The organism is Streptomyces sp. Ac-502 (assembly GCF_045222935.1).
Classification (GTDB): domain Bacteria; phylum Actinomycetota; class Actinomycetes; order Streptomycetales; family Streptomycetaceae; genus Streptomyces; species Streptomyces monomycini.
Map to the genome: position 1 here is coordinate 2297955 of NZ_JBHFFO010000001.1, position 18878 is coordinate 2316832.

The 18878-nt window shown below is 71.8% G+C and carries 17 protein-coding genes and 5 pseudogenes; 8 read left to right on the plus strand and 14 right to left on the minus strand.

The features are described 5' to 3' along the window. The first annotated feature begins 162 nt into the window (after positions 1-162). The gene (locus ACEXOX_RS10270) at positions 163-378 is read left to right on the plus strand and encodes a DUF5133 domain-containing protein (RefSeq protein ID WP_406520065.1); all 216 of its coding nucleotides are present in this window, start codon (positions 163-165) and stop codon (positions 376-378) included. Between the two features lie 79 nt (positions 379-457). Here ACEXOX_RS10270 and ACEXOX_RS10275 read toward each other — a convergent pair whose 3' ends face one another. The 6 genes from ACEXOX_RS10275 to ACEXOX_RS10300 form a co-directional block, all read right to left on the minus strand. After that, positions 458-1312: an RNA polymerase sigma factor SigF gene (locus ACEXOX_RS10275; protein ID WP_406520066.1), complete on the minus strand. Its 855-nt coding sequence runs from the start codon at positions 1310-1312 to the stop codon at positions 458-460. Beyond that, entirely contained in the window at positions 1312-1827 is a 516-nt protein-coding gene (locus ACEXOX_RS10280) for an ATP-binding protein (RefSeq protein WP_406520067.1), read from the minus strand. Before ACEXOX_RS10280 ends, ACEXOX_RS10275 begins: the two co-directional genes overlap by 1 nt. Positions 1828-2030: 203 nt before the next feature. Then, positions 2031-2993: an electron transfer flavoprotein subunit alpha/FixB family protein gene (locus tag ACEXOX_RS10285; RefSeq protein WP_030017771.1), complete on the minus strand. Its 963-nt coding sequence runs from the start codon at positions 2991-2993 to the stop codon at positions 2031-2033. A 57-nt stretch (positions 2994-3050) separates the two neighbouring features. Beyond that, complete coding sequence (locus ACEXOX_RS10290) at positions 3051-3839, minus strand: electron transfer flavoprotein subunit beta/FixA family protein (RefSeq protein ID WP_406520068.1); 789 nt, start codon at positions 3837-3839, stop codon at positions 3051-3053. Between the two features lie 262 nt (positions 3840-4101). Next, positions 4102-4626 carry a flavin reductase family protein gene (locus ACEXOX_RS10295; protein ID WP_030017773.1) on the minus strand — a complete coding sequence of 175 codons (525 nt, stop codon included), beginning with the start codon at positions 4624-4626 and terminating at the stop codon, positions 4102-4104. Between the two features lie 210 nt (positions 4627-4836). Beyond that, complete coding sequence (locus tag ACEXOX_RS10300; protein WP_406520069.1) at positions 4837-5169, minus strand: thioredoxin family protein; 333 nt, start codon at positions 5167-5169, stop codon at positions 4837-4839. 331 nt (positions 5170-5500) lie between these two features. On the opposite strand from ACEXOX_RS10300, the pseudogene ACEXOX_RS10305 reads away from it, so the two are divergent. Beyond that, a pseudogene (locus ACEXOX_RS10305) lies at positions 5501-6213 on the plus strand (lysophospholipid acyltransferase family protein). Positions 6214-6434: 221 nt separating this feature from the next. Here the strand turns inward: ACEXOX_RS10305 and ACEXOX_RS10310 are convergent. The 5 genes and pseudogenes from ACEXOX_RS10310 to ACEXOX_RS10330 all read right to left on the minus strand — a co-directional run bounded on the left by ACEXOX_RS10310 (position 6435) and on the right by ACEXOX_RS10330 (position 10203). Then, positions 6435-6689 (minus strand): transcriptional regulator, encoded by a 255-nt coding sequence (locus tag ACEXOX_RS10310; RefSeq protein ID WP_406526290.1) that lies wholly within the window; start codon positions 6687-6689, stop codon positions 6435-6437. Next, positions 6617-6894, minus strand: a pseudogene (locus ACEXOX_RS10315) (transglutaminase); the annotation flags it as partial. The gene ACEXOX_RS10310 and the pseudogene ACEXOX_RS10315, both read right to left, overlap by 73 nt. A gap of 93 nt (positions 6895-6987) precedes the next feature. Then, entirely contained in the window at positions 6988-8058 is a 1071-nt protein-coding gene (locus ACEXOX_RS10320; protein ID WP_406520070.1) for a threonine aldolase family protein, read from the minus strand. Beyond that, a pseudogene (locus tag ACEXOX_RS10325) lies at positions 8055-8815 on the minus strand (SDR family NAD(P)-dependent oxidoreductase). The gene ACEXOX_RS10320 and the pseudogene ACEXOX_RS10325 overlap by 4 nt, the downstream one beginning before the upstream one ends. A 47-nt stretch (positions 8816-8862) precedes the next feature. Next, the gene (locus tag ACEXOX_RS10330; protein WP_406520071.1) at positions 8863-10203 is read right to left on the minus strand and encodes a DUF6421 family protein; all 1341 of its coding nucleotides are present in this window, start codon (positions 10201-10203) and stop codon (positions 8863-8865) included. A gap of 976 nt (positions 10204-11179) precedes the next feature. On the opposite strand from ACEXOX_RS10330, the gene ACEXOX_RS10335 reads away from it, so the two are divergent. Further along, positions 11180-11863 carry a glycerophosphodiester phosphodiesterase gene (locus ACEXOX_RS10335; RefSeq protein WP_406520072.1) on the plus strand — a complete coding sequence of 228 codons (684 nt, stop codon included), beginning with the start codon at positions 11180-11182 and terminating at the stop codon, positions 11861-11863. Between the two features lie 89 nt (positions 11864-11952). Here ACEXOX_RS10335 and ACEXOX_RS10340 read toward each other — a convergent pair whose 3' ends face one another. After that, positions 11953-12486 (minus strand): GNAT family N-acetyltransferase, encoded by a 534-nt coding sequence (locus ACEXOX_RS10340; protein WP_406520073.1) that lies wholly within the window; start codon positions 12484-12486, stop codon positions 11953-11955. A gap of 140 nt (positions 12487-12626) precedes the next feature. On the opposite strand from ACEXOX_RS10340, the pseudogene ACEXOX_RS10345 reads away from it, so the two are divergent. From ACEXOX_RS10345 to ACEXOX_RS10365, 5 genes and pseudogenes are all read left to right on the plus strand, one after another. Further along, positions 12627-13018, plus strand: a pseudogene (locus ACEXOX_RS10345) (VOC family protein). 199 nt (positions 13019-13217) lie between these two features. Further along, complete coding sequence (locus tag ACEXOX_RS10350) at positions 13218-13808, plus strand: DUF5134 domain-containing protein (RefSeq protein WP_406520074.1); 591 nt, start codon at positions 13218-13220, stop codon at positions 13806-13808. A 78-nt stretch (positions 13809-13886) separates the two neighbouring features. After that, positions 13887-14825, plus strand: coding sequence for a M56 family metallopeptidase (locus ACEXOX_RS10355; RefSeq protein WP_406520075.1), 939 nt, complete (start codon positions 13887-13889; stop codon positions 14823-14825). 204 nt (positions 14826-15029) lie between these two features. Continuing rightward, complete coding sequence (locus ACEXOX_RS10360; RefSeq protein WP_406520076.1) at positions 15030-15725, plus strand: phosphatase PAP2 family protein; 696 nt, start codon at positions 15030-15032, stop codon at positions 15723-15725. A 31-nt stretch (positions 15726-15756) separates the two neighbouring features. Then, positions 15757-16452, plus strand: a complete 696-nt coding sequence (locus ACEXOX_RS10365; protein WP_406520077.1) for an HAD family hydrolase — start codon at positions 15757-15759, stop codon at positions 16450-16452. Positions 16453-16482: 30 nt separating this feature from the next. On the opposite strand, the gene ACEXOX_RS10370 is transcribed toward ACEXOX_RS10365, so the two are convergent. Beyond that, positions 16483-17001: a hypothetical protein gene (locus ACEXOX_RS10370; protein ID WP_406520079.1), complete on the minus strand. Its 519-nt coding sequence runs from the start codon at positions 16999-17001 to the stop codon at positions 16483-16485. Between the two features lie 144 nt (positions 17002-17145). Next, positions 17146-17292, minus strand: a pseudogene (locus tag ACEXOX_RS10375) (peptidase C39 family protein); the annotation flags it as partial. Positions 17293-18878: the final 1586 nt, after the last annotated feature.

Consider the following 18878-nt stretch of genomic DNA (forward strand, 5'->3'; position numbering starts at 1 on the left):
CCTTGACGAAGAATTGCGGCAGCGGCAGGAAAAGGTGCCGTTCGACTGCACCGGGCAGAAAAAGGTCCCGCGCATCCGGGAACAAAGTCCCGCCGCTCGCCTTCTCCCCGGGGCACTGGAAAAGCAGCTTCCGAATCCCCACCGCGCTGCGAAGGGCACACCATGCGACTGATCAATTACGACGTACTGCGGGACCTCGTCCACGAACACCAGCGCCTCACCGGGGACGGCTTCCCGGTACGCGAAAGACAGTGCCGTCTGGAGGACGTGTCCTACACCCTCGGCGTCTACACCGGCCACCGCGACCCCGCCGCCGCCCTCCGCGAGGCCCGTCGCCTGCTCCGCGCGCACGACGCCGAGTACCGGCGAGCAGCCTGAGGACGCACGTCGGCCCGCCTCCTGCCCGGAGCAGGAGGCGGGCCGAAGCACGTGGGGACTCGTCGCCGGCCGGTATCTCTCAGTTCGCTTCCAGCATTCCCTCCCGCAGCCTCGCGAGAACGCGGGTCAGCAGCCGGGACACCTGCATCTGGGAGATTCCGAGCTCCTTGCCGATCTCCGTCTGGGTGAGTTCGGCGCCGAACCGCAGATGCAGAATCCGCCGTTCCCGTTCTTCGAGACCGTCCAGCAGCGGTTTGAGCGCCTGCACGTTCTCCGCCTTTTCCAGGGCGGGATCCTCACTCCCCAGGTATGCAGCGAGCGTCCCGCCCGCGGAATGCGCGTCACCGTCCTCCGGCGGGGCGTCGAGGGAATCGGCGGAATACCCGTTGCCGGCGTACAGCCCCTCGATGACCTCTTCCTGGTCCATGTCGAGGTGCCGGGCCAGCTCCGTGGTGGTGGGCGCGCGATTCAGGTCGTGCGCGAGTTTCTCCCGGGCCCTGGCCAGGTCGATGCGGAGTTCCTGGAGCCGGCGCGGCACATGGACGGCCCAGCTGGTGTCCCGGAAGTACCGTTTGATCTCCCCGACGATGTACGGCACGGCGAAAGCGCTGAACGGCGCCCCGCGCGCGAGGTCGAACCGGTCGATCGCCTTGATCAGCCCGATGGTCCCCACCTGCACCATGTCCTCGGTCTCCTCGGCACGGCTGCGGAACCTGCGGACCGCGTAGTGCACCAAGGACAGGTTCATCTCCACCAGGCAGTCCCGCGCGTACCGGTGGGCGGGATCGCCCTCGGGCAGCCCGGCCAGCCGCTCGAAGAAGATCTGGGACACCTCACGGGCGTCCTGCGGGGTGACGGCTCCGGCGTCCTCCAGCCGGGGCAGCCCGGCCGATCCGGTCGCGGGTCTGTCCCGTACGGGCGCGAGGTCGCTCATCACGCGGTCACCTGCCCGCCGGCCGCGGCCGTGCGCGGGTGGCGCACACGGAACCACACCCACTTCCCGGAGCACGTCCGGTCGAAGCCCCAGCCGTCCGCGAGGGCCCCCAGGAGTTCCAGGCCGCGGCCGTCCTCGGCCAGCGGTTCGTCCGCGGTGCCGGTGGCCATCGGCACCGTACGGGCGGTGTCCCGGACCGCCGCGAAGAGGCTGCCGTCCGCCTCCCCGATCAGCATCAGCGGGATCTCGGGCGCGGTGGAGTGCCGTACGGCGTTGGCGACCACCTCGGACAGGCAGGTCCGGCCGTCGCCGAGCGCGTAGCGGTCGGGGTCCAGGACGGCGCAGACCGACTCCCGGGCCAGGCGGGGGGCCTGCGGGCCGGTCGGCAGCCGCATCCGCAGGGCGCGGACGCACTTGTCGGTCGGGGCGCCGGGCGAAGCGCCGGGCGAGGCGTCGGCGGGGGCATCGGCCGAGGCGCCGGCAGGGGCGTCGGCCGGGGTGTGGGGCAGGGGCATCGTACGGGTCTTCCCTTCGGTGCCGCGATCGGGTTCCGGCACCCTGGGTGTGCCCGCCCCACGGCCCGGAACCCGGGGCTTACGTCCCGCACGCGGGGACGTTGGCCCCGGCGCCGTGACAGGCCGAGGGCCCGTACGCGGCTGCGTACGGGCCCTCGGTTCGGCACGGGCGGCGCGGCACGGACCCGCCGCGCCCCGCGGGGTCAGCCCTTGCGGGTCTTGACCTCGTCGGTGAGGGCCGGAACGACCTCGAACAGGTCGCCGACCACGCCGTAGTCGACCAGGTCGAAGATCGGCGCCTCGGCGTCCTTGTTGATGGCGACGATGGTCTTCGAGGTCTGCATACCGGCGCGGTGCTGGATCGCGCCGGAGATGCCCGCCGCGATGTACAGCTGCGGCGAGACCGACTTGCCGGTCTGGCCGACCTGGTTGGTGTGCGGGTACCAGCCCGCGTCCACCGCGGCGCGCGAGGCGCCGACGGCCGCGCCGAGCGAGTCGGCGAGCGCCTCGATGACCGGGAAGTTCTCGGCGCCGTTGACGCCGCGGCCACCGGAGACCACGATCGCGGCCTCGGTCAGGTCCGGGCGGCCGGTGGACTCGCGCGGGGTGCGCGAGACGACCTTGGTGCCCTTGGAGGCGTCGGCGACGGTCACCGCGAGCTGCTCGACCGTACCGGCGGCCGGCGCGGCCTCCGGGGCGGCGGAGTTGGGCTTGACGGTGATGACCGGGGTGCCCTTGGTGATGCGGGACTTGGTGGTGTACGAGGCCGCGAAGACGGACTGGGTGGCCACCGGGCCCTCGTCGCCGGCCTCCAGGTCGACGGCGTCGGTGATGATGCCGGAGCCGATGCGGACCGCGAGGCGGGCACCGATCTCCTTGCCCTCGGTGGAGGACGGCAGCAGCACCGCGGCCGGGGAGACGGCCTCGTACGCGGCCTGGAGCGCGTCGACCTTCGGCGCGACCAGGTAGTCGGCGAACTCCGGCGCGTCGGCGGTCAGGACCTTGACCGCGCCGTGCTCGGCGAGCGTCGCGGCGGCGGTGTCGGCGCCGGGGCCGAGGTGCACGGCGACCGGCTCGCCGATGCGGCGGGCGAGGGTGAGCAGTTCGAGGGTGGGCTTGCGGACGGCGCCGTCCACGTGGTCGACGTAGACAAGGACTTCAGCCATGGGATTGCTCTCCTGCGGGAAAAGTGAGGGCGGTGGTGCGGACGGGTTTCCGGGGGCTCAGATGAACTTCTGGCCCGCGAGGAACTCGGCGAGCTGCTTGCCGCCCTCGCCCTCGTCCTTGACGATCGTGCCCGCGGTACGGGCGGGACGCTCGGCCGCTTCCTCGACCTTGGTCCAGGCGCCCGCCAGGCCGACCTCGTCCGCCTCGATGTCCAGGTCGTCCAGCTCCAGGGACTCCACCGGCTTCTTCTTGGCGGCCATGATGCCCTTGAAGGAGGGGTAACGGGCCTCGCCCGACTGGTCGGTGACCGACACGACGGCCGGCAGCGACGCCTCCAGGTGCTCGGTGGCGGTGTCCCCGTCCCGGCGGCCCTTGACGACACCGCCGTCGACGGAGACCTCGGACAGCTGGGTCACCTGCGGCACGCCCAGGCGCTCGGCGAGCAGCGCGGGCAGTACGCCCATGGTGCCGTCGGTGGAGGCCATGCCGCAGACGACCAGGTCGTAGCCGGTCTTCTCGACGGCCTTGGCAAGGACCAGGGAGGTGCCGAGCGCGTCGGTGCCGTGCAGGTCGTCGTCCTCGACGTGCACGCCCTTGTCGGCACCCATGGACAGGGCCTTGCGCAGCGCGTCGTTGGCGTCCTCGGGGCCGACGGTCAGGACCGTGATCTCCGCGTCGCCGTCGGCGGCTTCCTTGATCTGCAGGGCCTGCTCGACCGCGTACTCGTCGAGCTCCGAGAGCAGGCCGTCCACGTCGTCGCGGTCGACGGTCAGGTCCTCGGCGAAGTGCCGGTCGCCGGTGGCGTCGGGCACGTACTTCACACAGACAACGATCCTCAGGCTCACGCCGGCTCTCCTACCTGCTTCGACTCTTCCGAACTGCCTTGTGCTGGCAGCATAGGCGCCTGTTGGGGCGGCTTCCGGTCGGACGGGTCTCCCGCGCCCACCGAAATATTACTCGCCAGTACATCCACCCCATTCCCCGGAAGCAAGGCCGTTGAACTGTGACGTTGCCAACGGACACCGATGGGGTGGACGAGGCGCGCGGTCGGAACCGGCAGGGTGCGCGGAGCGTTGAGACGACCGCCCGGCGCGCACCGGCGCGGGCTCAGTCGCGCAGGGCGTTGAAGCGGCCCTCGTGGTAGAGGAGCGGGCGGCTGCGGCCCGCCGTGCCGGCGTACCCCTCGGGGTCGCCCTCGACGACCTGGCCGAGCACGATCCGGTGGTCGCCGGCGGGCACCCGGGCCACCACCTCGCAGACCAGCCAGGCCAGCACACCGTCCAGCAACGGCACGCCGTACGGGCCGGGGCGCCAGGAAGTCGGCGCGGCGAAGCGGTCGGCGCCGCTCCGCGCGAAGGTGGCGGCCAGCTCCCGCTGGTGCTCGCCCAGTATGTGCACGCCGACGTGCTCGGCCTCGGCGACCGTGGCCCAGCTGGAGGAACCGGTGCTGATACCGAAGGACAGCAGCGGCGGGTCGGCGGCCACCGAGGTCACGGAGGTGGCGGTGAAGCCGACCGGGCGGGCACCCGGCGCGGTGATCACGGCGACACCCGCCGCGTGCTGCCGGAAGACGGAGCGCAGCAGGTCGGGAGTGGCGGAACGGGGCGTACCGAGGGCGGCTGATGCCGTCATGGAGGTGTCCTTCTGCCGTGGTGTACGGGCCGGAGCGGCGCCGTCGCCGGCGCGGCCGAAGTCGTCGCTGCTCACGCGCCGGGACAGCGCACCCGAACGGTGCGCCGGAGGTCCGCGTACGCGCGTGCGCGAAGGAGGGTGCCTGACCGCATGACGTCACCCTGACGATGCGTGTGCCGGGCAGTCAAGTGACGCCGGGCATCTGGGAGATCAATCACGGACCGCGGCCCCCAGAGCGGCGATGACATCGGCCTTGCGAGGCTGTCCGGCGGCCCGGCACACCACCGCGCCGTCCCCGTCGAGCACCAGCACCGTGGGCGTGCGCTCGATCCGCAGCGTCCGCACCAGGTCCAGGTGCGCCTCCGCGTCGATCTCGACGTGCGCCACGCCGTCCACCATGGCGGCCACCTCGGCCAGGGTGCGCCGGGTGGCCCGGCAGGGCTGGCAGAAGGCGCTGGAGAACTGGACGAGCGTGGCCCGCTCCCCCAGTCCGGCGCCGACCTCGGCGGCGCCCAGCCGCGTCCCCACGTCCTGCCCTCGCACCCGTCACCCTCTCGTAGCGGCGGTGCGCGGCACACCGCGATGCCCGTCGCACGGGCGCGGCGCCGCGCACCATCGGTCCTGTCGTCGACCGGTGCAGCGCCCGCGGGGCCGGATTCATTCCCGTCGTCCGCGCGGGCGAGGTGTACCTTCTGCCGCACGGGGCAACCGCATGTGGTGACCGCCACGTGACGAGAATCTCCCGGCAGCGGGGTCCCGTACGGTAGCCCCTGGGCCGCCGATCGGGCACGATCTCCCGAAAGCCGCATACTTACGGCTGCGTAACTTCTTCGCCGGGAGAACCCTCCCCAGGCACAGAAAAGGGGTCCCCGACATGGCAGAGCTCGTCTACCCGCCCGTCATCGGCGCCGCCCGCGCGGCGTTCAAGGCGCTCGACCTGAAGTTCGACATCGCCGGGGCCGACAACATCCCCGGCGCGGCGGCGCGGTCCTGGTGAGCAACCACATCGGATACCTGGATTTCATCTTCTGCGGGCTGGCCGCCCGCCCCGCCAAGCGCCTGGTGCGCTTCATGGCCAAGGAGTCGGTCTTCCGGCACAAGGTGTCGGGCCCGCTGATGCGCGCGATGAAGCACATCCCGGTGGACCGCACGCAGGGCGTGCACGCCTACAAGCACGCGCTGACCGCCCTGCGCGGCGGCGAGATCATCGGCGTCTTCCCGGAAGCGACGATCTCGGAGTCCTTCACCCTGAAGACCTTCAAGTCGGGCGCGGCCCGGCTGGCGCAGGAGGCGGGCGTACCGCTGCTGCCGATGGCCCTGTGGGGCACCCAGCGCCTGTGGACCAAGGGCCACAAGCGTGACCTGGGCCGCAACCACTTCCCCATCACCATCCGGGTCGGCGAGCCGGTCGAGGCCTCCCCGGACGAGCAGACCGAGAAGATCACCGACCGGCTGCGCTCCCGCGTGCAGGACCTCCTGGAAGCAGCACAGCGCGCGTACCCGGTCCGCCCCAAGGGCCCGGAAGACACCTGGTGGGTCCCGGCCCACCTCGGCGGCACGGCTCCTGCGCCGGGGGCGACCGTCTAGGAAGCCGCCCCTGTCACCACCGTCGAAGGCCGCCCGGAGCGCCCGGCGGTCCAGGCGGGCTCGGCCGGACGTCGTACCCCTGTACTTCGCCGACCGTGACGCGGCCGCGTTCGTCCTGGCCGGCCGACCCGGCCAGGACCTTCCCCAGAGTCAGTGAGCGCAGCGGGGCCTTCGACGCCGAAGGCCCCGTTCGCATATCCGTCGGCCGGGACCCGCGACGGTCAGTTCTCGCCGTGCACGATCGCGTGCAGATGCCCCAGGTATGCGGCGAAGCGTTCCCGGCCGCTGTCGGAGAGGCGGACATGGGTGACGGCGACGCGCCGGACGCGGAGTTTGGCGACCTCGACCATGCCCTCCTTCTCCAGGATGGCGATCTGACGGGAGAGTTCGGGGGCCGACAGGTCAGGGCCGCCAGGGCGTGTGCTTTGGCGAAGCAGATGCCGGTGCGCTGTTCCGGGACGTCGGAGGCGCGCCAGGTGACCCGCGGGTCACCGGAGTCCGCGCTGTGCGGGATCGCGTCGCGGACGTACGTGAACGCCGCCTCGGCGTATGAGATGCGTCGCCCGGGGTCGAAGCGCGCAGCCGCCGCGCGGTGTCGCGGACGATCGCGTGCTCGTGATCGATGGCCGCGTCGGCTGCCAGGTAAGCGGAGATGTCGGGGTCGTACTGGATCAGCGCCATGAACCGCGAGCGTAGCCATGCGCCCGGCCGGACAGCAGTATCTTTCCGGTCGAGCGCATGGTTATACGACTACAGCCACATGGCGCGCGTGGGCTAGCGGCCCATCTCCTCGCGCAGGGCGGTCAGCAGGCCGTCCACGTCCTCCTCCGTCGTGTCGAAGGAGCACATCCAGCGGACGTCGCCCGCGGCCTCGTCCCAGAAGTAGAAGCGGTAGCGCTTCTGGAGCCGTTCGGTGACGTCGTGCGGCAGACGCGCGAAGACGGCGTTGGCCTGGACGGGATAGAGGATCTCCACGCCGTCCACCTCACGGACGCCGGCGGCGAGCCGCTGGGCCATGCTGTTGGCGTGCCGGGCGTTGCGCAGCCAGAGGTCACGCGTGAGCAGCGCTTCCAACTGCACGGATATGAAACGCATCTTGGAGGCGAGCTGCATGGACATCTTGCGTACGTGCTTCATCGCCCGCACCGCGTCCGGATTGACGACCACCACGGCCTCGCCGAACAGCGCCCCGTTCTTCGTGCCGCCCAGGGAGAGCACGTCCACGCCGACCGCGTTCGTGAACGCCCGCATCGGCACGTCCAGCGACGCGGCCGCGTTGGCTATCCGCGCCCCGTCCATGTGCACCAGCATGTCGCGCTCGTGGGCGTGCTCGCAGATGGCCCGCACCTCGTCGGGGGTGTAGACCGTGCCCAGCTCGGTGTTCTGGGCGATCGAGACGATCTGCGGCATCGCGCGGTGCTCGTCGTCCCAGCCGTACGCCTCGCGGTCGATCAGCTCCGGGGTGAGCTTGCCGTCCTCGGTCGGTACGGTCAGCAGCTTCAGGCCGCCGACCCGCTCCGGGGCGCCGCACTCGTCCACGTGGATGTGCGCGGTGTCCGCGCAGATCACCGCGCCCCAGCGGTCGGTCATCGCCTGGAGGGCGACGACGTTGGCGCCGGTGCCGTTGAAGACCGGGAACGCCTCGGCGGTCTGCCCGAAGTGGCTGCGGACCGTCCGCTGGAGGGCTTCGGTGTACTCGTCCTCGCCGTAGGCGACCTGGTGGCCGCCGTTGGCGAGGGCGATCGCCGCCAGCACCTCCGGGTGGGCGCCGGCGTAGTTGTCGCTGGCGAAGCCGCGTACCGCCGGGTCGTGGCGCCGCCGGGCGTCGGTCTGCCGTGCGGTCACGCTTCGGGGGTCAGCCACAGACGCTGTCCATTCACTTCCTGGGCGGGCCGCTCCCAGACGCCACTGACGGCCTGGGCCAGGTCCTTGACGTCCGTGAAGCCCGCGAACTTGGCATTCGGGCGCTCGGCGCGCATCTGTTCGTTGACGAGCGCCTTGACCACCAAGATGGCAGCCGCCGCCTTGGGGCCGTCCTCTCCCCCGCCTTGCGGAAGGCGTCGCCGAGGGCCAGCGTCCACGCCTCGGCGGCCGCCTTGGAGGCGGCGTACGCGGCGTTCCCGGCGGTCGGCTTGCTCGCGCCCGCCGCGCTGACCAGCAGATACCGGCCGTTCCCGGACCGCTCCAGCGGGCCCTGGAAGGCCAGCGAGGTGTGCTGGACCGTACGGATGAGCAGCTTCTCCAGCAGGTCCCAGTCCGCGAGGTCGGTCTCCGCGAAGGACGCGGAGCCGCGCCAGCCGCCGACCAGGTGCACCAGGCCGTCGATCCGGCGGAACTCCTTCTCCGTACGGTCGGCCCAGCCGCGGGTCGCGTCCAGGTCCAGCAGGTCCACGGTGTCGCCGGTGACGGTGGCGCCGCCGTGCGCGTACCGCGCGGCGTCCACGGCCTCCGCCAGCCGCGCGGCGTCCGCGTCGGCGGCGACCACGGTCGCCCCCGCCTCGGCGAGCCGCAGCAGCGTCGCCCGCCCCGCGGGACCCGCCGCCCCGGCCACCGCGATGACCGCGCCTTCCAGTGGTCCCTGGCCGTTCGTCGCAGTACTCATGTTCCTCGTCTCCTCGTGCTCCGGCGTGCCCTGTGTACCGCCGGCGCTCACACTGCCGCCAGTACGTCGCTGTCGGCCGTGATGCCCTTGGTGGAGGCGATCACGCCGCGCAGTTTCTTGGCGAGGGCCTCGTAGAACATGCTCAGCGGAAACTCGTCCGGCAGGACGTCGTCGACCAGCTTGCGCGGCGGCTTGTCGAGGTCGAGCGCGTCGGGGCCCTTGGCCCAGACGGAGCCGGGGTGCGGGGCGAGGTAGGTGGAGACGAGGTCGTAGGCGGCGAACCAGTGGACCAGCTTGGGGCGGTCGATGCCGTCCCGGTAGAGCTTCTCGATCTCGCCGCACAGCTGGTTGGTGACCTGCGGGGCGCGCTCCCAGTCGATGTGGAGGGTGTTGTCCGTCCAGCGTACGACGTCGTGCCTGTGCAGGTAGGCGAAGAGCAGCTGGCCGCCGAGGCCGTCGTAGTTGCGCACCCGGTCACCGGTGACGGGGAAGCGGAACATCCGGTCGAAGATCACCGCGTACTGCACGTCGCGGGCCTGGCGGAAGCCCTCGGCCTCCAGCTTGACGGCCTCCTTGAAGGCGGTCAGGTCGCAGCGCAGCTCCTCCAGGCCGTACATCCAGAACGGCTGCCGCTGCTTGATCATGAAGGGGTCGAACGGCAGGTCGCCGTGGCTGTGGGTGCGGTCGTGCACCATGTCCCAGAGCACGAACGCCTGCTGGCAGCGGTCCTGGTCGGCGAGCATCTCGCGGATGTCGGCGGGCAGTTCGACGCCCAGCGTCTCGACGGCGGCCTCGCTGACCCGGCGGAAGCGGGCGGCCTCCCGGTCGCAGAAGATGCCGCCCCAGGTGAAGCGCTCGGGCGCCTCGCGCACGGCGATGGTCTCCGGGAAGAGGACGGCGGAGTTGGTGTCGTACCCGGCGGTGAAGTCCTCGAAGGTGATGCCGCAGAACAGCGGGTTGTCATAACGGGTGCGCTCCAGCTCCGCCAGCCACTCGGGCCAGACCATGCGCAGCACGACCGCCTCGAAGTTGCGGTCCGGATTGCCGTTCTGCGTGTACATGGGGAAAACGACCAGGTGCTGGAGGCCGTCGACGCGCTCCCGCGCGGGCTGGAAGGCCAGCAGCGAGTCCAGGAAGTCGGGCACGGCGAAGCCGCCGTCGGCCCAGCGGCGCAGGTCGGACACGAGCGCCAGGTGGTAGGCGGCGTCGTGCGGGAGCAGCGGCGCCAGCTCCTCGATGGCCGAGATGGCGCGCTCGACCTCACGCCGGACCTCGTCGGCGGCGGGCGCGCCCTCGGCGTCGAGGTCGACCGAGCCATCCTTGGACTGCCACGGGCGGATGGCCTCGATGGCGTCCTTGAGCACCGGCCACGCCGGATGCGCGACCACACGCTCTGCGGTCCCGATGCCCCCGGGGCACCCACAGGCGAAAGAATTTCCGTCATGACTACCCTCCGGCAGGAGATCCTGTTGTGCGGACACGGTATCCACGGCCCCTCCATGACCTCAAGAGCCGCAGGAAAAAATCTTTCGCTAAACCCCCATGGTCACGCTTCTTTTTCCTGTCCACTCGGGAGGAGGCTGGACTTTCTGCCTGTCTGACGTGTGCCTGCCGTGCTTCCTCCAGTGCGTAGCAACACGTATCAGTACGTACCCCTCAACACTCGCCCCATCCGGAACAGCGCGCCCGCTGGAACGTTCGCCCGACGCCCCGGGCGGGCCGGCGGGCGCGGTGGCCGCCCTATGGCGAGCGGGTGGATCCGGCCGATTCCCGTCCGCCCGCCGCGCCGCTCCCGTACGGCTCCGTCCCGTACGGACCACCGCGCACGCCCGGCGCCCGGGCCCGCCAACTGGGCCTCGGTGCCGAAGGGCTGCGATACGGCACCTCCCCCGCACCGCGGCGCCCACGGCGCGGGCTTGACCGGTTCCTGCCACTCCCCTGTCGCCACGGCCCGCCGTACGGGCCGTCCCGGCCGCCCCGCACCCTTCCGAAGCGTCCCGTCGGCCCACCGCGTCAGCGTACGGAGGACTCGCCCACGCACGAGTGAGCCGCATTCCGGGCGGAAGTCCCCGGCCGGAGGGGCGCGACACCCCGGCGCACGCCCCTCGCCACGCCGCCGGCCGCCGCGAGCCCCGACGCCACCCCGGTTTCCCGCCGCCGTCGGGTGCGGCGGCAGACCTGACAAGTCCCCGTTCCGGCCACGTCGGAGCGCTGTCCGACATCGATTCCGGCGTTCCGGGCGCCCGTTAGGCTGTGCGCCGTTTCGAAAGCGCAGCCGGTGGGCCCGCGCTCGGCACCGGTCCGGCAGCCGGGGCCCACGGCCGGTACCGGTCTGCCGGCACCCCCGACAGAAACGAGGCAGCCTTGTCCTTTCTCACCATCGGACACCGCGGGATGATGGGCGTCGAACCGGAGAACACCCTGCGCTCGTTCGTCCGGGCCGAACGCGAGGGTCTCGACGTCATCGAGCTGGACCTGCACCTGAGCAAGGACGGCGCGCTCGTGGTCATGCACGACGCGGACGTGGACCGCACGACCGACGGGACCGGGCCGGTCGCCGACCGCACCCTGGCCGAGCTGCGCGAACTGGACGCCGGCGACGGCGAGCGGGTCCCGGTGTTCGAGGAGATCGTGGACGCGGTACGGGCGCCGCTCCAGGCCGAGATCAAGGACGCGGCCGCCGCCCGGGCGCTCGCCGACGTGCTGCGCGCCCGCGACCTGACCGCCCGGGTCGAGGTGATCTCCTTCCACGACGAGGCGCTGGCCACGGTCGCCCGGCTGCTGCCCGGCGTACGGACCGCGCTGGTCGCCGAGGACTACGGCATCGACGTGGTGGACCGCGCGCGGGCCGTGGGCGCCTCGGCGCTCTCCCTCGACATCCGCAGGCTGACCCTGGAGCTGGTGGAACGGGCCCACACCGCGGGGCTGCGCGTGCTCGGCTGGACCGTCAACACCCACGACCAGCTCCGGCTCAGCCGCGGCCTGGGGCTGGACGGCGTGGTGACCGACTTCCCCGAGATCCGGCGGGCGGTGCGGTTCACGGCCTGAGGCCCGGGGCGGCGGCGCGGCGCGGGCGGGCCGCCGCAGGGTGGGCGGTACGGGCGGGCTGTCGCGGTACGGGCGGCCCGCCCGGCGCCTCAGTCGAGCGTCTTGACCAGCAGCTCGAACTCCAGGTCCGCGCGCTGCGGGATGCCGAACCGCTCGTCGCCGTACGGGAACGGGAACATCGTGCCGGTACGCCGGTAACCGCGCCGCTCGTACCAGGCGATCAGCTCGTCCCGCTGCCGGATGACCGTCATCCGCATCTCGGCCGCGTCCCACTCGGCGCGTGCGGTGCGCTCCGCCTCGGCCATGATGACCTTGCCGAAGCCGCCGCCCTGGAGCCCGGGCCGGACCGCGAACATTCCGAAGTACACGTGGTCGCCGCGGTGTTCGAGCTGGCAGCAGGCGACGATCTCCCCCGCGTTCTCGGCGAGCAGCAGCCGGCTGCCCGCGTCGCGCACGACGGCCGTGACCCCCTCCGGGTCGGTGCGCTGGCCTTCCAGCAGGTCCGCCTCGGTGGTCCAGCCGGCCCGGCTCGCGTCGCCGCGGTAGGCGGACTCGATCAGCTCGACGACCGCCGGGACGTCGGCTTCGGTGGCGGTTCTGTAGGTCAGCTCGACGGTCGGCATCGGCGGGTGTCCTCTCAGGGTGGCGTGCGGCGCGGCGTACGGGCGCCGGCGCCGGGGCGCCGCACGGTACGGCCGTACCGGAGGCTAACAAGAGGCACCGGGCCACCACCCAGCCCGCCCTGAGGCGTAGGGTCCGCAGCATGGTGCATGTACTGAGCAGCAGGGTGCTGGTGCGGCCGTCCGACCCCGAGCGGTCGCGGGAGTTCTACGGCAGCGCGCTGGGCCTGGAGGTCTACCGCGAATTCGGTACCGGCCCCGAGCGCGGAACGGTCTACTTCCTCGGCGGCGGCTTCCTGGAGGTCTCCGGCCGCTCCCCGAGCCCCCTACGGCCACGCTCCAACTCTGGCTCCAGGTCGCCGACGCCGCCGCGGCACACGAGGAGCTGGCGGCCCGTGGAGTGCAGATCCTGCGTCCTCCGGTGAAGGAGCCGTGGGGCCTGATCGAGATGTGGATCGCGGACCCGGACGGCCACCGCATCGTGCTGACCGAGGTTCCGGCGGATCACCCGCTGCGGTACCGGCCCGGCATCTGACCCAGGCGGCCCCGGCCTGCCGCCGCGGCCCTCCCCGCGCATGCTCCCCGCTGTGCGCCCGTGCGCTCCCGATGCCGGGTTTCCTGCGGGCGTCCGCGAGCCGCCCCCGGGGCACGATGCCGCTGTACCGGGCCGCACGACGCCGCGCCGCGCGCGTCTCCCGCGTGCGACCGCCGTACGGGCTCTCGGGGAGGACGCCGTGCACGGACCGCCATGGGTCGGCTGGCTGCTGGTGCTGCTGTGTGCCGGGGCAGGCGCGTACTGCCTGTCGAGCGTACGGCGCGGTACGGCCGTGCAGCGACGGGAAGCGCGCGGGGAGGCGCTGATGGGGCTGGGCATGGCGGCGATGGCCGTGCCCGCCACGGCCGTGGTGCAGCCGCCCTGGACCCCCTGGGTGTTCGCGGCCGTCTTCGGCGCCGCCGGCCTGTGGGCGCTGCTGCGCAGGCATCCGCACCACGCGGTGGGCGCGGCGGCGATGGTCTACATGTCCCTGGCGATGGTGTCCGCCCCCGGCGGCGGGCCCGGCGGCGGTGGACACGCGGCGCACGCGGGGCCCGTGGGGCACATGGGATCGACGGGCCCTGGCGGCCTTCCGCTGTTCACGGTGCTGCTACTGGCGTACTACGCCGTGTACGTCGTCGCCGCCGGCGTACGGCTGGCACCGGCAGCCGCTCCCGGCGCGGCGGACAGCGCCACGAAAGCCCCGGCGCGAGCCTCCTGGCCGGAGGTCGTGGGAGCGTGCCGGGTCGCGATGGGCATCGGTATGTTCGCGATGCTGCTGACCCTCTGAGTCCCGGACGTCGTGGTATACGTCACTTCCGGGGCGGTATCGCACCTCGCGCGGACCGCGCGCTCATAGGCTGACGCCATGATGGTCCCTCTCGCGCTGATGATGCTCGGCGCGCTGGTCGCGGCGACGGCGCCGCGCCTGATGGCCCGCGCCGACTGGCCCGACCGCGAACCGGTGCTCGCCCTGTGGGTGTGGCAGTGCGTGGTCGCCACCGTACTGCTGTGCTGCGCCCTCGCCATGTCCCTCTTCGGCGCCGCCGCGTGGGAAGCCGTACGCAGCCACCTCTTCGGCCATGCGCCGCGTGTCGTCGTCGAGGCGTACGCCCTCAAGGAGTACGGCCCGTGGTCCGGCGTACTGGCCGCGATACTGGCGGGCGGCGGCGCGTGGACGGCCGTCATGCTCACCCGCGAGGTGCGCGGCGCCCGCGCACGGCGGCGGCTGCGGCGCGCCGACCTGCTGCGGCGCTCCCCGCTGCTGCCCGGCGAGGAGCCCTCGGGCGACCGGCTCGTGGTCCTCGAAGGCGACCGGCCCGAAGCGTGGCGGCTGCACGGCGCGACGCCTCAACTGGTCGTCACCACCTCGGCGTTGCGCCGCCTGAAAGGCCGTCAGCTCGACGCGCTGATCGCCCACGAGCAGGGCCACGCACGGGCCCGCCACGACGTGCTGCTGTACTGCGCCTCGGCGCTCGCCGTCGGATTCCCGCAGGTCCCGGTCTTCGCCGCGTTCCGCGACCAGGTGCACCGGCTGGTCGAACTGGCCGCCGACGACGTGGCGTCGCGCCGCTTCGGCCGGCTGACGATCGCCCTGGCCCTGGTCGGACTCAACGAGGACCGCGGGGTGTTCGGCCCTTGCCCCGCCCAGTGCGCCCAGCTCCCCCACCGCGTCCACCGCCTCCTCGCCCCGGCTCCGCGCTTCACCCCCGGCCGCCGTCTGCGCATGACGGCCGTCGCGGCCCTCGTCCCGGTGCTCCCGGTCCTAGTGACCTTCGTACCGGGGCTGAGCGCGCTGACGTACTGAGGGGCTCGGCGCGAGGGTCGAGGCGCGAGGGTCGAGGAGCGCGCCGAGGGGGTACGGGCGCGGGGGCGTGAGCGCGGGGGCGTGAGCGCACCGGCGTACCGAGGCGGTTCGGGCGTACGCGACCGGGCACGCGCTGCCGTACGAACACACCCCCGTACGGAGACTCCCTGGCCCCACCCCGCGCGCCTCCGCGAGGATTCCCCCATGCCCCCCACTCCCGCCAATCGCCCCGCCCCCAACAAGCCGCCCTCCTCCCCACACCGCCCCATCCGCCTCACTCTCCTCACCCTCCTCCTTCTCCTCCCCTTCATCACCCTCCTCACCCTGGTGGCCGCCCGCTGGAGCCCGCTGCTCGCCCTCGACCACGGCATCGCCACGTCCCTGCACCGCACGGCCGTCACGGCGCCCGGTCTGACCTCCGTCAACAAGGTCTTCTCCGACTGGGTGTGGGACCCGTGGACCCTGCGGACTCTCCTGGCCGTCGCGGTCATCGCGCTGCTGCGCCGCAGGCAGTGGGTACTGGGCTGCTGGGTGGCCGTCACAGCAGCCGTGGGGACGGCGTTGCAGCAGGTGTTGAAGGCTCTCGTGGGCCGACAGCGCCCCGAGTGGCCGGACCCCGTCGATTCCGCGCACTACGCGGCCTTCCCCTCCGGCCACGCCATGACGGCGGCGGTGGCAGGCGGTCTGGCACTGTGGCTGTTGCGGCTGTCCGGGGCCCGTCGGCGGTGGTTGTGGGCGGCCGCGGTGCTGGTCGGCGTCTCCGTGGCCGGTGTCGGGCTCACCCGCGTCTACCTGGGGGTCCACTGGGCCACCGACGTGCTCGGCGGCTGGCTGCTGGGCGGGGCACTGGTGGCGGCCGCGGCGGCCGGGTACGCCCACCGATACGGGACGCCGCGATGACGGCGGGCCGCCGACGCGACAGGATGGTCCTATGACGATCAAGGGTGTGCTCTTCGACTTCTCCGGAACGCTGCTGCGCATCGAATCGCCGGAGAGCTGGCTGCGGGCGGTGCTGGACGAGACCGGGACGGACCTCGCGGAGGAGGAGGTGGCCCGCCTCGCGGCGGAGCTGAGCCGAGCCGGCGCCCTGCCCGGCGGTTCATCGCCGGAGCACATGCCGCCCGGCCTGACCGCCCTCTGGGAAGTACGGGACCGCAGCGCCGACCGGCACCGCGAGCTCTACACCGGGTTGGCCCGGCAAGTACCCCTGCCCGACGACGCGTTGTACGACGCACTGTACGAACGCCACATGACACCTGCCGCGTGGGCACCGTACCCGGACGCCGCCGAGGTCCTGTCCGAACTACGGCGGCGCGGCATCCGCACCGGCGTAGTCAGCAACATCGGCTGGGACCTGCGTCCGGTGCTCCGCGCATACGGCCTCGACCGCTTCGTCGACAGCTACGTCCTGTCGTACGAACACGGCATCCAGAAGCCCGACCCACGACTGTTCGAGATCGCCTGCGAGGAACTGGGCCTGACCCCCACGAACGTCCTGATGGTGGGCGACGACCGCACAGCGGACGGCGGAGCCACGGCCCTGGGCTGCACCTACCTCCCCGTAGACCACATCCCGGTAACCGAACGCCCCGACGGCCTCCGCCCCACCCTGACCCTCGCCGGCTGACCGCCGGACACCCGCCGCCCCGGCTCCCACCTACGGCCGCAGCACCTCCGTATGAATCGCCAGCTTGAACTGGGCGTGTGTGATCGCGGCGGGCACCTTGGTGTCGCCGGAGCCGCGGGCGGAGATTTTCAGGCCGACGGGGGTTCCCGGGTGCACGAACATCTGCCACAGGTACGTCTTGTACTGGCCTCCCCCGGTCTTCCACGTGTCCGTGGTTCCCGTCGAGTCGTAGCCGGGGCCGAGCGGGTCGCGGACGAAGCGTGCCCGGTATTCGTTCGGACGGTCGTCCGCGGCCCAGAAGACCATCGCGGACAGCATTGCCCAGCCCTCGTGGCTGGGCCAGATCAGGCCCGACCTGGCGTCCGGGAACGTTGACGGCGTACCGCCCCCGTTGGCCGGGTCGTGCATCTTCCACGGGTCGTACGACTCGTCGCCCGCCCCGTACGGAAAGCGCACGAGGTGGTACCCGTCGCTGTCGTACGAGATCTTCTGCGATCCGGCCCCGTGCTTCTCCGCGTCCCAGAGCAGTGAACACACCACGACGGACATATGCTGCCACTCCCCCAACTCTCGATATCAGGGGCCCCTTCGGCCCCGCCCGGTCCATTGCGCCACAGGAGTCGCCCGGCCGGTAGACCGCGGGCGGGCTCCGGATCGGCGTTCGGGAGCCGGACGGGGGACGGAGGGGCGGGTTCAGCAGATGCCGGCCGTGGCCAAGGCGTGCCGCTGGACGGCGGTGACCTCGGTGGGGAAGTAGACGTAACAGATGCCGCCGGTGCCGCTGACGACCTTGCCCTCGGCGTTCTTGCGCTTGGTCCGGAGCCAGATCTTCTCGAACTCGCTACATGCTTGATGTGCACCAGGGGTTATGCCTGTCCTCAATCATCACGCACTTCTCACCTGCGGTGACGGCGTGCGAACCAGAGAGACGCATTGAGACGCGGTGAGATCTCTACGCCTCCCTGGGTGCTCCCTGGACTGCGGATCTCCCTGTGTGCTCCCTGGAAAACTGCGTCGCCACCAGCGCCTCTACGCAACGAAACCGCCCCCGCCGAGAGGCCGGGGGCGGCGGGCGTCGCGTCTACGGCGAGTATGGCCCGCCCAACGCGCCCGGGCGGTACGGCAGGCCGTGACGCTGGGCATGGCGGCGGCGCTCCTCTTCCCTCTCAAGGACGCACGGCTGACACGCCTTGATGCGGTAGATGTCACCGATGGCGTGGACACCTCTTCCAGGGGCGTCGCGGGCACGTCGCAGGAGGCGTACCGGAAGCAGTCGCCGCTGGCCCATCGGTAGTGGCTGAGGATGTGGGCGCTACGGGCCATGCGCTCCTCTGTGACTGCGGGAGTCGTACCACGGCGCGGCAATGACGTTCTTCAGCGTGACCTGCTTGATCTCCGCCATGTCTCGCCCCGCATCCTTCACCGAAGAACGAAACCCCCTGCCCTTCCCCGGCTACTTGTCGGGACTGACAAAGAGGCTAGCCACGGCTACTTCAGGGGATCGCCTGGAGATTTTCGCGACACCTCGAAGATCGGCTGGTAGCCGGAGCATCCTCATGCCCTGGGGGATCGTGGCCATGGGTATCGGCAGGTGGCTCATCAGGATGCCGCGGCGCTTGAGGGTGACAGGCTGTCCCCCTCATACCCCCGGTGCGTCCGTCAGAACGACGGGCGCACGGCTTGCGGCTCCGACCGGCAGCGTCACAACTTCGCGCCGGGACTCCGTTACGACGGTCCGGCCCCTTCGAGTGATGGCGCCGCGCCCGCCGGCGGGTGGACGAGGACGGCACGGCTGGCGGCGGGTTCCGGGAGGCAGGCGTTATGGGCTGGGTGGACGCGCAGTGGATTCCGGTACTGCAGCGCGACGGCCGGTACGGGCGGCTCCTGAACATGACTCGACGTCTCCTCGAAGAACGCGAGCAGATGCGGGAGCGGCCGTCGCCGTAGTGGCCGATCAGCGCCCCCCAGACGCGTCTCTCTTGATCACCTGCGATAGAACTGAGTCTGCTCAGCAACTACGGGCCCGGGAGCAGGTGTGGGTAGCTTCGAAGTGCACACCGGGGACATGATCAAGGCGTCGATGGCGATGATGGACGTCATGCGGGGCGTCCGCGATACCGCCATCGGCCTCGCCGGTGAACTGCAGGACCAGCAGGGGATGGCCGGAGACGACGACGCCGGCCACGCCTTCGCCACGGTCTACAAGCCGGCCGCAGCCACCACCCTGGACCAGATCGGCTACAGCTCCTACGTCATGGGCGCCACCGGTGCCGGCCTGATGCGCAGCGCCCGCGCCTACATGGCCACCGAAAGCCGGATCAGTGCCGAACTGCTCGGGAAGCAGGGGGACGCGACCAACGGCATGGGCGACCCGTCCAAGGGCTGCACCTCCCGCTTCCTGGGCCTGGGCCAGGAACTGCCCGAGG

Excerpts from the sequence above, each read along its gene's own strand:
- ACEXOX_RS10270 (WP_406520065.1), top strand. The coding sequence starts at position 163 with ATGCGACTGATCAATTACGACGTACTGCGGGACCTCGTCCACGAACAC.
- ACEXOX_RS10275 (WP_406520066.1), bottom strand. The coding sequence starts at position 1,312 with ATGAGCGACCTCGCGCCCGTACGGGACAGACCCGCGACCGGATCGGCC.
- ACEXOX_RS10280 (WP_406520067.1), bottom strand. The coding sequence starts at position 1,827 with ATGCCCCTGCCCCACACCCCGGCCGACGCCCCTGCCGGCGCCTCGGCC.
- ACEXOX_RS10285 (WP_030017771.1), bottom strand. The coding sequence starts at position 2,993 with ATGGCTGAAGTCCTTGTCTACGTCGACCACGTGGACGGCGCCGTCCGC.
- ACEXOX_RS10295 (WP_030017773.1), bottom strand. The coding sequence starts at position 4,626 with ATGACGGCATCAGCCGCCCTCGGTACGCCCCGTTCCGCCACTCCCGAC.
- ACEXOX_RS10340 (WP_406520073.1), bottom strand. The coding sequence starts at position 12,486 with ATGCCGACCGTCGAGCTGACCTACAGAACCGCCACCGAAGCCGACGTC.
- ACEXOX_RS10355 (WP_406520075.1), top strand. The coding sequence starts at position 13,887 with ATGATGGTCCCTCTCGCGCTGATGATGCTCGGCGCGCTGGTCGCGGCG.
- ACEXOX_RS10360 (WP_406520076.1), top strand. The coding sequence starts at position 15,030 with ATGCCCCCCACTCCCGCCAATCGCCCCGCCCCCAACAAGCCGCCCTCC.
- ACEXOX_RS10365 (WP_406520077.1), top strand. The coding sequence starts at position 15,757 with ATGACGATCAAGGGTGTGCTCTTCGACTTCTCCGGAACGCTGCTGCGC.
- ACEXOX_RS10370 (WP_406520079.1), bottom strand. The coding sequence starts at position 17,001 with ATGTCCGTCGTGGTGTGTTCACTGCTCTGGGACGCGGAGAAGCACGGG.